Origin of the sequence: Streptomyces sp. RKAG293 (genome assembly GCF_023701745.1) — a bacterium.
GTDB lineage: Bacteria > Actinomycetota > Actinomycetes > Streptomycetales > Streptomycetaceae > Actinacidiphila.
Window position 1 is genome coordinate 1,654,395 of record NZ_JAJOZB010000001.1, and the last position, 17,057, is coordinate 1,671,451.

Sequence of the window (17,057 nt, forward strand, 5' to 3'; positions counted from 1 at the left end):
GCCTGGGGTCGGATACCGGCCGCCGGCCGAACGTATCCGGCCTCCTGACCGGCGAAGGCGCGCCAATTCTTGACGGGCCCCTGCCAAGAATCGTGTCCGTACCGTCATGCTTCGTCCCGGCGCCCACCCGGCGCCCCAAGAGCGAGGCGCCACCGCGCCCGCGCCGGCGACAGGAAGGCAGTCAGATGCGACGGAGACTCACCGCCGGGGCCGCTCTCGCGGCCGCGGCGCTGCTGGCGTCGGTCATGGGCGCGGGCACCGGAACGGCCGCGGCCGACTCCCCCGCCCTCGGTACGGGCTACGGGGTGCACGACGGCCAGGTCCCGCTGACCACCACGAAGACGACCTCGGCCTATCTGCTCCAGGACCCGACACGTGGCAACACCGTCACCGTCGACGGCCGTACCAACACCATCCTCACCGACGCGGACAACATCTGGGGCAACGGCCTGCCGGCCAATCTCCAGTCCGCGGGCGTCGACGCCCAGTTCGCCGCCGTCTCCGTGTGGGACTACTTCAAGTACTCGTTCAACCGGCTCGGGGTCAGGAACGACGGCAAGGGCGTCCGCAGCGTCGTCCACTACGGCAACCACTACACCAACGTCTTCTGGAGCGACGCCTGCGGCTGCATCAACTACGGCGACGGCTCGGACAACGCCCATCCGCTGACCACCATCGACATCGGCGCGCACGAGATCACCCACGGCATCACCTCCGCCACCGCCGGGCTCACCTACACCGGCGAGGCGGGCGCGCTCAACGAGAGCACCTCCGACATCTTCGCCACCATGGTGGAGTTCTCCGCGAACATCCCCGCCGACGTGCCGGACTACCTCATCGGCGAGAAGGCGAACCTCAACGGGAACGGCACCCCGCTGCGCTACATGGACCGGCCGTCCCGGGACGGGGTCTCACCCGACTACTGGTCGACGTCGGTCCCGAACCTCGACCCGCACGTGGCGTCGGGGATCGGCAACCACTTCTTCTTCCTGCTCGCCGAGGGCAGCGGCCCGCGGGTCATCAACGGGATCTCCTACAACAGCCCGACCGTCAACGGCTCGGTGCTGACCGGGATCGGGCAGAACACCGCGGCGGCGATCTGGTATCGGGCGCTGACCGTGTACATGACCTCCACCACCAACTACCACGCGGCGCGGACCGCGACCCTCGCCGCGGCGCGCGACCTGTACGGGGCGGCCAGCAGCCAGTACGCGGCGGTCGGCGCCGCGTGGACCGCCGTCAACGTGGTCGGCCGCGCCGTGCCGTCGCCCGCTCACGGCGGCACGGCGCGGACCGGCCACGCCGGCGAGGTCAGGACCGGCTGACGGTCCACACGAAGCCGGCCGTGTCGGTCGCCCCGGTGGCGCCGGTCGCGGTGACGGCGACGGTGCTGGTGCCCGGGGCCGTCGCGGTCCCGGAGATCACCCCGGCCGGGCTGATCGACAGGCCCTCGGGCAGCCCGGTCGCGGTGAACACCGGGCCGGACCCGGTGGACCCGGCGGATCCGGTGCCGCGGGCCGCGATGGCCAGCCGCACCGGGGTTCCGGCCCGGCTGCTCATACCGTGCGGGTTGGTCACCGTGACGCTGCCCGTGCCGGTGACGGTGCTGGTCACCGTCCTGGCCGAGAGCGGTGTGCCGACCGTCAGGGTCCCGGTCAGCGGCAGGTTGCGGGACGAGTCGCCGACCAGGATCCGGTAGTCGCCCGGGGTGGTCGTCCAGCCGGCCGTGGTGTCCGACCAGTGCGCCAGATCGTGCGCGGTGACGGTGAACTGCACCCGCCGGCTCGCCCCCGGCTGCAGCTCGACCCGCTGGAACCCCTTGAGCTGCCGGACCGGTTCACCCGTCGCGGCCGGAGCACCGACGTAGAGCTGGGCGATCTCCGCGCCGGCGCGGCCGCCGGTGTTGGTGACGGTCGCGGAGACCGTGGCGTTGCCGCTCGCGTCCGGTGTGCCGACCTGGAGTCCGGAGAAGGCGAACGTCGTGTACGACAGCCCGAACCCGAACGGGAAGAGGGGGGTGACGTCGCCGGCGTCGTACCACCGGTAGCCGACCTTCAGCCCCTCCGAGTACTGCACCTTCCCGTCGGTGCCCGGCCACTGGGCCGCGGTGTGCGCGGGCACGTCGGCCAGGCTCGCCGGGAAGGTGACGGGCAGCTTCCCCGACGGGTTGGTGTCGCCGAACAGCAGCCGGGCGACGGAGTTCCCGACCTCCTGCCCGGCGTACCACTCCTCCAGCACGCCCTGCACCCGGCCCAGCCACGGCATGGTGACCGCGGAGCCGGTGTTCAGGACCACCACGGTCCTGGGGTTGGCGGCGGCGACCTGTTCCACCAGTTCGTTCTGCTCGGCCGACAGGTCGATGCCCTTCAGGTCGGCGAACTCCGCCTCCTCGTACCCCACGAAGACGACCGCCACGTCGGAGGCACGGGCCAGGGCGACCGCGGCCGCGATGTCCGTACCGTCGTTGTACTGGACGGTGGTGCCGGTGCCCGCGACCCGGTTCTGGATCCCGGCCAGCGGCGAGACCGTGCCGGAGCTGGTGACTACGGCACTGCCGCCGCCCACGCTGCGCACGCCCGCGCCGGCGTCGGGGCCGAGCAGCGCGATCGAGTGCGTGGACGCCGTCGACAGCGGCAGCACCCCGGTGTTCTTCAGCAGGACGCTGCCCTGTTCGGCGACCTGACGGGCGGTCGCCTGGTGGGCGGCGGTGGTGACCAGGGCCGTGGTGGATCCGGTGTGCTTCCGGTCGAAGAGGCCGAAGGCGAACATCTGGGTGAGCAGCCGGCTCACCATGGTGTCCAGCGTTGCCTGGCTGACCTGTCCGTTGGCGACCGCCTGGGCGAGGTAGTTCGAGAAGTAGTACCCGCCGGGCATCTCCACCGTCATGCCGCTGTTCGCGGACTCCACGGTGGAGTGCGTCGCGCCCCAGTCGCTGGTGACGAATCCGCCGAAGTCCGCCTGCTGGTAGAGGGCGGTGTTCAGCAGATACGGGTGCTGGCAGTCGTAGGTGCCGTTGACGGTGCTGTAGCCGCACATCACCGACGCCGCCGCGCCCTTGCTGACCGCGGTCTGGAACCCGGGCAGGTAGATCTCCTGCAGGGTGCGGGTGTCGACGACCGCGTTGTCCTTCGGCCCGTTGCGGTTGGTCTCCTGGTTGTAGACCGCCACATGCTTGGCCTGCGCCATGACGCCCTGGCTCTGGATGCCCTGGATGTTGGCGACGGCCATCTCGCCGGACAGGTAGGGGTCCTCGCTGTAGCTCTCGAAGGCCCGGCCCCAGCGCGGGTCGCGCACGATGTTGAGCGTCGGGCCGAGCGCCACATCGGCGCCCTTGCCCGCGAACTCGTTCCCGGCGACGGCGCCGTACTGGTGCTGCAGCGCGGTGTCCCAGCCGGCCGCGGCCGACACGGGCGCGGGCAGCTGGGTCACCCCGGAGAAAGCGTCGCCCACCCCGCCGGGGCCGTCGTGGAAGCCCATCGAGGGGATGCACAGGGACGGGATCGCGGCGAGGTTCCCGACGTACGGCGTGGTGTTGCCGGTGCCGTGCACCATCTGGATCTTCTGGGCCTGTGTCATCTGCGCCATGAGCCGCGTGACGCGCTCGGCCACGGGTGCGCTGGACCCCGACCAGGGGCAGCTGCCGTCGCCGCCGGTCGCCGGGCTGCTGGTGCCGCCGGGGGTGAGGACGCTGAACTCCCAGAGCGAATAGCCCCAGGAGGTGGCGCGCTGGATGCCGGTCAGCCGTACGTAGCGGCCGGTGCCGTTCAGCGCCACCGTCTCGATGCCGCCCTGGCCCGCAGTGGTGGAGTAGACGGTGGTCCAGTCGGTGCCGTCGTCGGAGACCTGGATCCGGTACGCCCTCGCGTACGCGTTCTCCCAGGCCAGCTGGACTCCGCAGACCGGACGGCTGGAGCCGAGGTCGACCTGCAGCCACTGCGGATCGGCGGCGGCGCTGGACCAGCGGGTGCCCGCGTTGCCGTCGAACGCCGCCGCTGCCGGGGTGTCGGACCGTTCGGTCGACGAGGCGGTGGCGGGCCGGTTCAGCGCCGCTGTCGTGATCCCGCAGGGGACGGGGTCGGAGCCCGGCGCGGCCTGCGCCGCCGATCCCGCCACCGCGGGCGTCAGACTCGCCGACAGGGCCGCCACGAGCAGGACGGCGAGGTGCCGCGGGCGTCCGCGACGGGTCCGGGGACGGGTTCCGCGGCGGGTGGCGCCGCGCCGTAGGGAGAAGTGGGGAGTGCCTGGCACGGGCGTCTCCTAGTCGCTGATCACCGCAGCTGTGAGAGGGCGAACCGGTGACGGACCTTCACTTCTCGGCCTGCAAAGCCCCGATGATGATAGGAATTGACCGATTTAGCCCATATTGCGACGCCGAGCCTATACAGCTTGTATGACATATCCCGGCATCCGGGGCTGTTCCGGGTGTGTCGGCAGGCCGGCACACCGTCGTGGTGCGGGCTGCCGGGTGTCGGGGGGTGCCGAGTGCGCTCAGTCGCCGGCCCGCGGCAGCGCCGGGAGCCGGGGCTCGCGCAGCCACGCGGTGAACAGGGCGTCCAGCGGGCGCGGGGTGTACTCCTGCGCGAGGGCGGTGAACTGCTCGGTGGTGACGGTGCGGTGGCGGTGCTGCGACGTCCAGGTGCGCAGCAGCGCGAAGAACGCGGTGTCGCCCATGGTCGTCCGCAGTGCGTGCAGCGTGAGCGCGCCGCGCTTGTAGAGCCGGTCGTCGAACATCCGCCGTACGCCCGGGTCGGCGAGCCGCAGATCCTGCGGCAGTCCGGCGAGCCGGGTGTGCGCGCGGGTGGCCAGCACGCTGGCGGGGGCGCCGCCCGCGGCCTCCGACCACAGCCATTCGGCGTAGCAGGCGAAGCCCTCGTTCAGCCAGATGTGACGCCAGTCGGCGAGGGTGAGGCTGTTGCCGAACCACTGGTGGGCCAGCTCATGGGCCACCAGGCGCTCGAAGCCGCGCCGGCCGTCGACGTGGTTGGCGCCGAAGACCGACAGGGCCTGCGCCTCGACCGGCACCTCCAGCTCCTCGTCGACCACGACCACCGCGTAGTCGTCGAAGGGGTACGGCCCGAAGAGGTCCTGGAACAGCTCCATCATCTCCGGCTGGCGGCCGAAGTCGTGGGCGAACGGGGCGAGCAGGGCGACCGGGACGGCCGCGGGCTGCGCGATCGGGCCGCCGAGGTGCTCCACCAGCTCGTAGGGGCCGATCTGGACGCTGGCGAGATAGCTGGCCATCGGCGCCCGCTGCTCGTAGACCCAGGTCGTGGTGGAACCGCCGATGGTGCACGACTCCAGGGTGCCGTTGGCGAGCACCGTGCACACCGTCGGCGCCGTCACCGTGATGCGGTAGACGGCCTTGTCCGACGGGTGGTCGTTGCAGGGGAACCAGGAGGGCGCGCCGATCGGCTGGGCGGCCACCAGCGCGCCGTACTCCAGCGGCTCCCAGCCCAGGTCGCCCCAGTAGCGGCTGCGGATCGGCCGCGGGGTGCCGACGTAGCGCACCTCGACGGTGAAGGGCGTGCCTGCGGGCAGTTCACGGGCGGGGCGCACCCGCAGCTTCCCGGCGCGGTGGGTGTAGCGGGCGGGCCGCTTGCCGTCCACCAGGACCCGGTCGATCCGGAACGCTCCGAGGTCGAGGCTGAACTCGGAGAGCGCGTGCTCGGTGACCGCGGAGATCCGGGCCCGGCCGGACAGCCGGTCGGCGCTCGGCCGGAAGTCCAGCTCCAGGTCGTAGCGCACCGTGCGGTAGCCGCCGTTGCCGTGCTCGGGCAGGTACGAATCGGTGGAGACGGCCGCCCCGGGCCTGGCCGGGGCGGCCGCACGGCCGCCCCCCGGTGCCTTGTTCACTAACTGCGGGTCCCCTCTGCGTGCCGGTCGGTGTGCCAGGCGGCGATCGGGTTGCCGAGCCAGCGGGTGCCCTCGGGCACCGATTCGCCGCGCATGACGAGCGACGCGGGACCGATGGTGGTGCGCGGCCCGACGGTCGCGCCGGGGAGCACGATGCCATGCGGACCCAGGGTTGAACCATCCCCCAGCGTGACCGTGTCCATGCGCATGATCCGGTCGTGGAACAGATGGGTCTGCACCACGCAGCCCCGGTTGACGGTGGCCCCGGCGCCGACCCGCACGAGGTCGGCCTCCGGCAGCCAGTACGTCTCGCACCAGGCGCCGCGTCCGATCCGCGCGCCGAGCGTGCGCAGCCACAGGTTCATCAGCGGGGTGCCGGGGACCGATCCCACCAGCCACGGCACGGCGAGCACCTCGACGAAGGTGTCCGCGAGCTCGTTGCGCCACACGAACGAGCTCCACAGCGGATGCTCGACCGTCCGGAACCTGCCGACCAGCAGCCACTTGGCCGCGGCGGCGACCACGCACGCCAGCAGACCCGCGGCCGCCATCAGCAGACCGCCGCACAGGGCGGCGGCGGCGAGTCCCGCCGTGCTCACCAGGGCCTCGAACGCGCCCACGAACAGGACCGCGAGGGCGACGGTGCACATGACCGGGACGACTCGGCACACCTCGACGGCGGCGCGCGCCACCATCAGGGCGCGGGGCGGGTCGTAGGTGCGGCTCTGGTCGCCGGCCTCGGCGGCCCGGGGCAGCTTCATCGGCGGCATGCCCAGCCAGGAGCTGCCCGCCTTGGCGCCCTTCGGCGTCGAGGACAGGACACCGACCAGGCCGTTCTTCGGTACCGAGCGGCCGGGCGCGGTCATCCCGGAGTTGCCCAGGAACGCCCGCTTGCCGACCCGGGCGGCGGCGATGCGCATCCACCCGCCGCCCAGCTCGTAGGTGGCGACCATCGTGTCGTCGGCGAGGAACGCGCCGTCGCCGACCGTGGTCATCGCGGGCAGCGCCAGGACGGTCGACGCCTCGACGCGCCGCCCGACCTTCATGCCCAGGGCGCGCAGCCACACCGGGGTGAAGAGGCTCGCGTACAGCGGGAAGAGCACGACGCGGGCGGTGTTCATCAGCCGCTCGGTGGCCCAGGCCCGCCAGGCGACGCCGCTGTGCACGGCGTGATATCCCTCGCGCAGTCCGGTGCCCAGCGCCCTGACCAGGACCAGGACGAGCAGCGCGTAGGTGGCCAGCGAGACGACCGTGGCGAGCGGTACGGCGATCAGCGCGGCGGCGAGCACGTCGCCGGGCGCGGACTCGCCGCGGACGAAGAGCAGCAGCGTCAGCAGTCCTGGCAGCGCCGCGAGCGCGGGCAGCAGGCCCAGCGCGGTGGAGGTGAGGCCGTAGACCAGGGACCACCCACGGGTGCGCGGCGGGCGGCTGCCCGGCCAGCGGTGGGCGGCCTTGCCGGAGCGGGCCGCGGGAACGCCCGACCAGCGCTGGCCGGCCGGTACCGCCCCGGTCACTCCGGAGCCCGGCGCGATCTCGGCGCGCTTGCCGACGCGGGCACCGGGGAACAGGGTGCTGCGCGCGCCGACCGTGGCCGCCGCGCCGATCCGGATCTTGCCGATGTGCAGCAGGTCGCCGTCGAGCCAGTGGCCGGACAGGTCCACCTCGGGTTCGACGGCGCAGCCCTTGCCGAGCCGCAGCATCCCGGTGACGGGCGGCAGCGAGTGCAGATCGGCGTCCGCGCCGATCCGCGCGCCGAGCGCCCGGGCGTAGTGGGTGATCCAGGTGCCGGTCAGCCGGTTGGCGCCGACGCGCTCGGCGAGGCGTTCCGCGGTCCACAGCCGCAGGTGGACGCTGCCGCCGCGCGGATAGGTACCGGGCCGGACCCCGCGCAGCAGCAGCCGCGCGCCGCCGGCCGCGACGGCGACCCGGCCGGCCGAGCTGACGCACAGCAGCCAGCCCAGCGCCACCCACCACCAGGACACGGCGGGCGCCCACGGGAAGTCCCCGTACCGGGCGAGCACGTTGTTCAGGGCGGCGACGCCCACGGCCCAGCGCAGCCCCGAGATCGTCAGCAGCGGGACCATCAGCGCCAGTTGTACGGCGCCGGCGCGCCGCGGGGTGGGCCGTACGGTCCGCACGGCGCTCTCGCGGGCGTCCGACGCCTCCAGGACGCGGGCCAGCGCGCCCAGCGACGGGTTCTGGTAGATGTCGCTGACGGAGACGTTGGGGAAGCGCGCACGGATGAGGGCGACCAGGCGGGCGGCCCCGAGGCTGCTGCCGCCGATCGCGAAGAACTCGGCGTCGGCGGTGCCGACGGAGGTGCCGAGGATCTCAGCCCACTGTTCCGCGAGCCACCCCTCGGTGCCTTCCAGCGGGCTCTCCTGCCCGGAGGTGTCCACGGAGGGCAGCGGCCAGGGCAGCGCGGCCCGGTCGACCTTGCCGGAGGTCCGGGTGGGCAGCGTGTCGACCACCGCGATGAGCGGCACGAGCGAGGCGGGCAGCGCCTCGCGCAGCCGGCGCAGCGCGTCGACGGGGTCGAACACACCACTGACGACGCCCACTTCGGCCTCGTCGGTCCGGGCCTCGTCGGTCCGGGCTTCGTCGGTCCGGGCTTCGTCGGTCCGGGCTTCAGCCGCCTGGGCCTGGTCGGCCCGCGCTTCGCCGTCGGGGGTCTCGTCGCCGGCCGGGGTGTCGGCGGCCGTGTCCTGTGCCGCGCTCACCACATAGCCGACGAGGATCTGGTTGCCGCCCCGGGTGGTGCGGACGGCGGCCGCGGCACCCGCGACGTTCGGCAGCGCCTGCAGCGCCGCGTCGACCTCGCCGAGTTCGATCCGGCGGCCGCCCAGTTTGATCTGCTCGTCCGCCCTGCCGACGAACAACAGCCCTTCGGCGTCGGCACGGACCAGGTCACCGCTGCGGTAGGCGCGCTCCCAGCCCAGCGAGGGCAGCGGCGCGTACTTCTCGGCGTCCTTGTCCGCGTCGAGGTAACGGGCCAGCCCGACCCCGCCGATGACGAGTTCGCCGACCTCGCCCATGGGCACGAGCTCGCCCCGCGCGTCCACGACCGCCAGGTCCCAGCCGTCGAGCGGCAGCCCGATCCTGACCGGGCCCTCGCCGGTGAGCTGAGCGGCGCAGGCGACGACGGTGGCCTCGGTGGGACCGTAGGTGTTCCACACCTCGCGGCCCTCGACGGCCATCCGCTCGGCGAGTTCGGGCGGGCACGCCTCGCCGCCGAAGATCAGCAGCCGGACGTCGTCGAGCGCTTCCGACGGCCACAGCGCCGCCAGGGTCGGCACCGTCGACACGACCGTGATGCGCTGTTCGACCAGCCATGGGCCCAGGTCGAGCCCGGTGCGGACCAGAGACCGGGGGGCGGCGACGAGGCAGGCGCCGTACCGCCAGGCCAGCCACATCTCCTCGCAGGAGGCGTCGAAGGCGACCGACAGCCCGGCCAGCACCCGGTCCCCGGGGCCGATGGGCTCCTCGGTGAGGAAGAGCCCGGCCTCGGCGTCCACGAACGCCGCGGCGCTGCGGTGGGTGACGGCAACGCCCTTGGGCTTGCCGGTCGATCCCGAGGTGAAGATGATCCAGGCGTCGTCGTCGGGTCCGGGCCGCCGGCCCACGACGCCGTGCGGGGTACCGCAGGGCCGGATCTCGCGGTGCGCCCCGATGACGGCGCTCACTCCCGCTTCGGAGAAGACCAACTCGGCGCGTTCTTCGGGGTCTTCGGCGTCCACCGGCACATAGGCGGCGCCTGCCGCCAGCACCGCGAGGATCGAGATGTACAGGTCGTTGGTGCCGGACGGCACCCGGATGCCGACCCGGTCGCCGGCGCCGATGCCCGCCGCCGCGAGCCGCAGCCGCAGCGCCTCGGTCTCGGCTGCCAGGGCGCGGTAGCTCAGCGCCGTGGAACCGTCGTCGACGGCTGCGCCGTTCGGGTGTCTTCGGGTGGTCTCGGCGAGGATGTCGAGCAGGGTCCGCTCGGGCGCGGGACCGTTCCCGGAGAAGACCGCGCGGGGCGGTGCCAGGAGCTCCGCGGGGTCGATCAGTGTGTCGAGCGTCAGCTCGGGTGCCTCTGCCAGCGTCATACAGCGCTCCCGTTCCCGGCCGGGGTGAAGGACGGCGGCGCACAGCGCGCGTCGATCCGATCAGTGCCGGCCAGGAACGGACGCATGTCTTACCCTCCGAGGTACGTGGACTGCTTGCCGGGTGCCGCGGGCGCGCTCCGGGGACGGACCGTCCCGGCCCGCCGGGTGAGCGCCGTATCCGGGTTTTCCGCCGGGGCCGCGCTGCGCTCGGGCTCCGCGGCATCCGCGCCGCGGCAAGGGGGCCGAAGGGCACGTTACCGGTGCAAGGTGAACACGGCCTGCCGGGTTTGACCCGAGTGGCCGGTATCACAACAGCCGCGACCCGCCTCGGTGCAGTCGTTCACCTCCGGCTTCAGAAGCCGAAAACCGCCCCGGTACCCCCTGTCTTGATGCAGGAGTTCGCGTACGTGTGGGAGTACGAGACGCGTTGCCCCTGCCACACTCCGTCCGCGGTGACCACCACCGGATCCCAGATCTTGGGGCAGATCCGGTTGGGGTCGGAGGCTAACAGCGCCTCGAAGTTCCCGCCCGCCAGGGTCAGTTCGGTGCAGGCGGCCTGTGCGTCCGGGTGGTCGCCTCCGGCGGTGGGGCGACAGCGCAGCAGCACGGCCCGCTGGACAGCGGCGGTCGCGGCGTCCTCGCCCTTGCCGATGGTCAGCACCATCGACGAGGGCGCGTACAGACTGTGCGGCTGGGCGGATTCGGCTCGGGCGGTCCCACTGGTGCCCGCCACGCAGCTGAGAGCCAGGGCGGCCCCCACTCCGATCGCACCTAGGGTGTATCGCATTCCGAACACTCCTTCTCCGTTGGTTGCGGATAACGGACAGGAGTATTACGGAGGTGTTTCGTGGCTGCACTTCGAACGATCACTTCCGGTCGCGGTGTGTGATCGGACGATGGCTCATTGTTCGATACGGGCAGCTCAGTGGCCGCCCAGGGCACCCCCGCCGAACCGTCCAGCATGCGGACACCCGCGCGTGGCGCGGACAGGGGCACGTCCGTGAGCTGGGAGAACGTCGGACCCCGAGGGTTCCCGGCCCACCGCTGTCGACCTGAAACCACCGCTTTTCGCGGTCGAAAGGGGGGCCGGCGGTACGCCAGGAGTCGCAGAGCGGGACGGGTCAGGTGGCCGAGCCGGCGGCGGCACCGGTCTTCAGGTCCGGACCCCAGCGGTCGAGCGACTCCTGGAGATCCAGCGCCCGCAGCTTCGGCTCGTCCCCGGCCGGCCAGTCCTCGCGCGGCACCCGCCACATGATCTCGAACTCGTTGCCGTCGGGGTCCTTGGCGTACAGGGACTTCGACACTCCGTGGTTGGTCGCGCCGACCAGCGAATCGCGCTCCGTCAGCTTGGCGGCGGTGTCGGCGAGTTCGCCGAGCGTGCCGACCTCCCAGGCCAGGTGGTAGAGGCCGACCCGGCCCTGCTCGGGGCCGGGGGCGTCCGCACCGATCGCGAAGAGGCCGAGGTCGTGGTCGTTGAGAGTGTCCTGGGCGCTGAGGAAGGCGGCCCGCCCGGGGATCTCCACATCGACCTTGAAGCCGAAGACATCGGTGTAGAACTCGACGGCGCGCGCGACATCGCGGATGTAGAGCACTGCGTGGTTGAGGCGGCGTACAGGCATGGTGGCGCTCCTGGTCGGACATCGGTCGGCCCCGTGGTCGGCGGGCCTGTTTCGACGGTACGCCGACTCAGTTGAAACTTCAAGCAATCTGCCTTGAAAGTTCAAGTACTCAGGGACGGAGCTTACCGGGTGGCGCCGCCCGCGACGCTCAGTGCACGGCGTCGGAGAGCCGGACGAACCGGTGGCCGGCCGCGAGCAGCTCGGGCAGGGCCCGGGCCATGCCCTCGGCCGTACCGCCGGCGGGGTGGTTCATATGGCCGATGACGATCGATCCGGCGGTCGCCGTGAGCGCGGCGCGGCGCACCTGGGAGGGGGTGAACGTGGCCCCCGCGTCGGCGTTGACGCTGAATCCGGCGAACCGCTCCCCCAGTTCGGCGACGATGCGCGCCGCGATGTCGTCGCAGTACGCGGTGCCGGAGCGGAAGAACCGCGGCGGACGTCCGAGCAGCGCGGTGAGCTTGTCCTGGTTCCCCGCGACCTCGTCGAAGACCTCCCCCGCGTCGCGCGTCCCGGCGATGCCGTACGCGGAGCGGCCCGATACCGACAGCGGCCGGTGGCGCGTCCCGTGGTTGGCGATCTCGAACAGCGGATCGCTCGCGAGCTGCTCGAAGTGCGCGCGGTTGGCGTCGATCCAGCGCGCGTTGAGGAAGAGCGTCGCGGGCACCTTGCGGGTCCGCAGCAGGTCGATCAGCTCCCGGTCGTAGCCGCCACCGCCCGGCCCGCCGCACGCGTCGAAGGTCAGCGCCATCGCCCGTCCCGCGGCGGACGGCAGCTTGGTGACCACCCCGGGAGCGGTGAAGCCCCAGCCGGTGGGGGTCATCCGGCCGTAGCGGGCGACGGTAGCGGCCCGGGTGACCCGGGGAGCCGGCTTGGGCGACGGCGGTGCGGGGGACGGTCGCAGGGCGGACGGCGTGGGAACCGTGCCGGGCCCGGGCGGGGACGACGGTTCCGGCGACCGTCCGGCCGGGTCGGGCGCCGAGGTGCACCCCGCCAGAAATCCGCCCGCCACGGCCGTGAGCATCAACCGGCGACCCAGCGACATCCGTTCCCCCGTACATGATCCGTGACGCACGTGCCCGGCCGCTACCAGCCAATTCCGATGACCATACGATGTGACCGGTCCAGTGGTCGAAGAAGATCGCGGAGCCGGAGTGTCGGCGCGGCATCCGGACACCCGGCGCCCGGTTTACGGAACTTTCGTCCCCGGCAGCGCGTCCAGTAGACCGGAGGAGACGATCTCCGCGGCAGGACACAGTGGTACGGGAACGGAGCTCTTGGTGTACATCGGCCTTCTGACAGCCGTCGCGGCATCGGCCTGCTACGGCACGGGGTCGGTCCTGCAGGCCGTGGGATCACGCAGGTCGGCCCGCCTCGAGGCGGCCGCCGCCTCGACCACCGGCACCACCGAGCACGGCGGCCCGAGCCTGTCCTCCACCGCCAAGGCCGCCGTGACCTGGGAGTTCATGCTCGGCACGGTGCTGGATTTCATCGGCTTCGGGCTCGGGGCACTGGCCGCCCGACTGCTGCCGCTGTTCCTCTCCCAGACGGTGATCAGCGCCAACCTGGTGATCACCGCGGTGCTGAGCATCAGGATGCTCGGCATCCGGCTGAGCCGGCCCGAGTGGATCTCCATCGGTGTCGTCTGCTCCGCCCTGGTGCTGCTGGCCACGGCGGCGGGTCCCGAGGGCAGCGGTCACACCGCACGCGCCACCCACTGGTGGCTGCTCGCCGCCGCCGTGACGATCATCGGGGCCGGCAGCCTGCTGGTGCGGCGTCTCGGCGCACGCGGCGCGATCCTGGCCGGTCTGCTGTCCGGGCTGGGCTTCGGCGCCCTGGGCGTCGGCGTGCGGGTGCTGGACGGCGTGGACCCGTTCGACCTCCCGACGCTGCTGGCGGACCCCGCCCTGTACGCGATCCTGGTCGCCGGCATCGGCGGCATGTACCTGCACACGGTGGCCCTGCAGATCGGTTCGATCAACGGCGCCACGGCCGCGCTGGTGGTCGGCGAGACCGTGGTCCCGGGCATCCTCGGGGTGCTCTGGCTCGGCGACACCTCCCGCGACGGCTTCGGCTGGGTGGCGGTCGCCGGCTTCGTCCTGGCCGTGACGGGCGCGGTGGCCGTCGCCTGGTACGGGCAGCCGGAGGGCGCCGACGCCGCGGAACCGGCGGTCGAGCTCGCCCCCACCGGAAGCTGACACGGCGGCGGAGGGGGGTGCGCGATCATGCGCGGCCGCTGGGCGTAGCGTCGCGGGGGTTGAGCACGAAAGAGAAGAGGGACCCGCCATGGGTGAACTGATCCTGGTCCGGCACGGCGAGACCGAGTGGAGCGCGTCGGGGCAGCACACCAGCTACACCGACCTGCCGCTCACCGCCCGGGGCGAGGAGCAGGCGCGCGGTCTGGCACCCCTGCTGGCGGAGTTCCGCATCGCGCTCGTCCTGACCAGCCCGTTCGGACGCGCGGTGCACACCGCCGAGCTCGCGGGCCTGGCCCGCACCACCGTCGATCCCGACATGCACGAGTGGGACTACGGCGGCTACGAGGGCATCACCACGAACGAGATCCACCGGACGCGGCCGGACTGGGACCTGTGGACCGACGGCGTGCCCCCCGGTGTCCCCGGGCACCCCGGCGAGCTGCCGGCGGAGGTCGGCGCGCGCGCCGACCGGGTGCTCGCCCGGGTGGACGCCGCGTTCCGCGATCTCGGGGACGCCGGGGACATCGTCCTGGTGGCCCACGCCCACTTCCTGCGGGTGCTGACCGCCCGCCGGCTGGGACTCCCGGCGGCGGACGGCGCCCTGTTCCAGCTGGCCACCGGGACCGTCAGCCGGATCGGCACCGAGCACGGCCGTCCGGTCCTCGTGTCCTGGAACCGCATGCCCTGAGCCGCACCGGGCAGCCGCACCCTGCGGGCCGGAGTGCTCCGGGACACGCCGGGTCACCTCGATGTCGTCCTCTGTGCACGAGGCGTCCGCACCCCCGACACTGAGGCGAAGCACTCACTAGGGAGCGGGTATGACGGTGACAGCCGACCGGCAGGTATCCCGCCTCACCTCGCCCTGGACGCGCGGCCTCGCCGCGGCCGCGGCGGGCGCGTTGCCGGCGCTCGCCTTCCCCGCGCTGTCGCTCTGGTGGCTGGCCTACGTGGCGCTGGTGCCGTGGATCCTGCTCGCGCGCTCCGCGCCGACGGGCCGCCGCGCCGCACTCGACGGCTGGCTGGGCGGGGCCGGCTTCATGCTGGCCGTGCACCACTGGCTGTTCCCGAGCCTCAACGTCTTCATCGTCGTGCTGGCCCTGCTGCTGGGGACCCTGTGGGCGCCGTGGGGGTGGTTGCTGCGGCGGACGCTGGGCGGGCGGCCCGGCCCGCGGCGGGTGGCCGCCGCCATGGTGCTGGCGCCGTGCGGATGGCTGATGGTCGAGCTGGTGCGCTCCTGGCAGTACCTGGGCGGTCCGTGGGGGCTGTTGGGGGCCAGTCAGTGGCAGGTCGCCCCCGCGCTGCGGCTGGCGTCGGTCGGCGGGGTCTGGCTGATCAGCGCGCTGGTCGTGACGGTGAACACGGCGGTGGCGGCGCTGATCGCGGCGCCCTCCGTCCGCGCCCCGGCCGGCGCCGCGCTGGCCGCGGTGGCGGTCGGCACGACCGCCGTGTGGCTGGGCGCGCCGGTGCCCGACCGGACCGGGACGGTACGGATCGCGGTGGTGCAGCCGGGCGTGATCGAGGGGGCTGAGGCCCGGTTCGACCGCGAGGAACAGCTGACCCGCACGCTCGCCGGGCAGCGGGTGGACCTGGTGGTATGGGGCGAGAGCAGCGTCGGCTTCGACCTGTCGTCCCGGCCGGACCTCGCCGACCGGCTCGCCGCGCTCGCCCGGGAGGTCGACGCGGACGTCCTGGTGAACGTGGACGCCCAGCGGGCCGACGGGCGCGGTATCTCCAAGACGTCGGTGCTGGTGGGAGCGGACGGCATCACCGGCCCGAGCTACGACAAGATGCGTCTGGTGCCGTTCGGCGAGTACATCCCGTTCCGCTCGGTGCTGGGCTGGGCCACGTCGGTCGGCAAGGCGGCCGGCGAGGACCGCAGGCGCGGCGACCGCCAGGTGGTCATGACCGCGGGGAACCTGCGCTTCGGGCCGCTGGTGTGCTTCGAGTCGGCCTTTCCCGACATGAGCCGGAAGCTGGCCGACGACGGGGCGCAGCTGCTGGTGGCGCAGTCGTCCACCTCGTCGTTCCAGGGCAGTTGGGCGCCGCCCCAGCACGCCTCGCTCGCCGCGCTGCGGGCCGCGGAGACCTGGCGTCCGATGGTGCACGCCACCCTGACCGGGGTGAGCGCGGTCTACGACGGCCAGGGGCGGCAGGTCGGCTCATGGCTGGGCACCAGCGCCAGCACGGCGGCGGTGTACCAGGTACCGCTGTCGGAGGGCCGCAGCCCGTACGTCCGGTTCGGCGACTGGGTGCCGCACCTCGCGCTGCTGATCGTGGTGCTGGCCGCGGGGTACGAGGTCTCGCTGCGGGTCAGGCGGACTGCTCGCGAATCGCGGTGACGATCCGCTCGCACAGTTCATGGGTGCGCAGCGCGTCCTGGGCGTCGAGCAGCTTGCCGCTGCGCACCGCGTCCAGGAAGACCAGGATGATCTGCTCGATACCGCGCTGGCGGGCGACCGGAACCCAGTCGCCGCGGCGGCGCAGGGTGGGCTGGCCCTTGTGGTCGATGACGTCGGCGAGGTTGACGACCTGGCGCTTGGTGTCGTCGCCGCTCACCTCGAGGATCTCCTCGGTGGAGCCGCTCATCCGGTTCATCGTGCCGATGGCGGTGAACCCGTCGCCGGACAGCTGCAGGACGACGTGGTGCAGCAGGCCGTCGCGGACCTTGGCGCGGACGTCGGTGTGCTCGATGGGACCGGGCGCGAGATAGCGCAGGGTGTCGACGACATGGATGAAGTCGTCGAACACCACGGAGCGGGGCTCCTCGGCGAGCCCGACCCGGTTCTTCTGCATCAGGATCAGATCGCGCGGGTGGTCCGCGCACTGGGTGTAGCCCGGCGCGTAGCGGCGGTTGAAGCCGGCCATCAGGCTGACCCGGCGCTGTTCGGCGAGGTTCACCAGGTGCCGCGCCCCGTCGAGGTCGGGCGCGAACGGCTTGTCGACATAGGCCGGGACGCCGGCTTCGATCAGCGCCTCGGTGATCTCGACGTGCCGGTCGGTGGGCGCGTGCACGAAGGCGGCGTCGAGCCCCTGCCCGATCAGCGCGTCCAGGCTGGTGTGCCGGTGCGGCAGCCGGAGGGCGTCACCGACCCGGTCCAGGGTGGCGGGGGTACGGGTGTGCAGGTGCACTTCGATCCCCGGCTGGGCGGCGAGCACCGGCAGATACGCCTTCTGGGCGATGTCACCGAGGCCGATCACCCCGATTTTCAGGGGGGCGTTGCCGGATCCCATGTGCCTCTCCCGTTCTGCCGCTACCGCTCGACCGCGCCCGCCGCCGCTGCCGCGCGCGTCGCCGCCCGCGT

11 protein-coding genes are annotated in these 17,057 nt (G+C 72.7%); 4 read left to right on the top strand and 7 right to left on the bottom strand.

Translation table 11 applies throughout. From position 1 onward, the window contains the following. Positions 1-185 precede the first annotated feature (185 nt). Entirely contained in the window at positions 186-1,325 is a 1,140-nt protein-coding gene (locus tag LNW72_RS07195) for a M4 family metallopeptidase (RefSeq protein ID WP_250974630.1), read from the top strand. Here the strand turns inward: LNW72_RS07195 and LNW72_RS07200 are convergent. The 6 genes from LNW72_RS07200 to LNW72_RS07225 form a co-directional block, all read right to left on the bottom strand. Continuing rightward, positions 1,312-4,248, bottom strand: a complete 2,937-nt coding sequence (locus tag LNW72_RS07200) for a glycoside hydrolase family 3 C-terminal domain-containing protein (RefSeq protein ID WP_250974631.1) — start codon at positions 4,246-4,248, stop codon at positions 1,312-1,314. The genes LNW72_RS07195 and LNW72_RS07200 overlap by 14 nt on opposite strands. A gap of 240 nt (positions 4,249-4,488) precedes the next feature. Then, positions 4,489-5,853, bottom strand: a complete 1,365-nt coding sequence (locus tag LNW72_RS07205; protein ID WP_250974632.1) for a M1 family metallopeptidase — start codon at positions 5,851-5,853, stop codon at positions 4,489-4,491. After that, positions 5,853-9,941: a Pls/PosA family non-ribosomal peptide synthetase gene (locus LNW72_RS07210; protein ID WP_250974633.1), complete on the bottom strand. Its 4,089-nt coding sequence runs from the start codon at positions 9,939-9,941 to the stop codon at positions 5,853-5,855. Before LNW72_RS07210 ends, LNW72_RS07205 begins: the two co-directional genes overlap by 1 nt. Positions 9,942-10,293: 352 nt before the next feature. Then, positions 10,294-10,728: a subtilase-type protease inhibitor gene (locus LNW72_RS07215; RefSeq protein WP_250974634.1), complete on the bottom strand. Its 435-nt coding sequence runs from the start codon at positions 10,726-10,728 to the stop codon at positions 10,294-10,296. A gap of 334 nt (positions 10,729-11,062) precedes the next feature. Then, a complete protein-coding gene (locus LNW72_RS07220) occupies positions 11,063-11,560 on the bottom strand; it encodes a VOC family protein (RefSeq protein ID WP_250974635.1) in 498 nt (165 codons plus the stop codon). A gap of 148 nt (positions 11,561-11,708) precedes the next feature. After that, the gene (locus LNW72_RS07225; protein ID WP_250974636.1) at positions 11,709-12,569 is read right to left on the bottom strand and encodes a polysaccharide deacetylase family protein; all 861 of its coding nucleotides are present in this window, start codon (positions 12,567-12,569) and stop codon (positions 11,709-11,711) included. 268 nt (positions 12,570-12,837) lie between these two features. Between LNW72_RS07225 and LNW72_RS07230 the strand changes: the two genes are divergently transcribed. From LNW72_RS07230 to lnt, 3 genes are all read left to right on the top strand, one after another. Further along, positions 12,838-13,755, top strand: a complete 918-nt coding sequence (locus LNW72_RS07230) for a hypothetical protein (RefSeq protein WP_250974637.1) — start codon at positions 12,838-12,840, stop codon at positions 13,753-13,755. 88 nt (positions 13,756-13,843) lie between these two features. Next, positions 13,844-14,443, top strand: coding sequence for a histidine phosphatase family protein (locus LNW72_RS07235; RefSeq protein WP_250974638.1), 600 nt, complete (start codon positions 13,844-13,846; stop codon positions 14,441-14,443). Positions 14,444-14,573: 130 nt separating this feature from the next. Next, complete coding sequence (lnt, locus tag LNW72_RS07240; RefSeq protein ID WP_250974639.1) at positions 14,574-16,094, top strand: apolipoprotein N-acyltransferase; 1,521 nt, start codon at positions 14,574-14,576, stop codon at positions 16,092-16,094. Here lnt and LNW72_RS07245 read toward each other — a convergent pair. Further along, complete coding sequence (locus LNW72_RS07245; protein WP_250980045.1) at positions 16,066-16,965, bottom strand: Gfo/Idh/MocA family protein; 900 nt, start codon at positions 16,963-16,965, stop codon at positions 16,066-16,068. The genes lnt and LNW72_RS07245 overlap by 29 nt on opposite strands. Positions 16,966-17,057 lie beyond the last annotated feature (92 nt).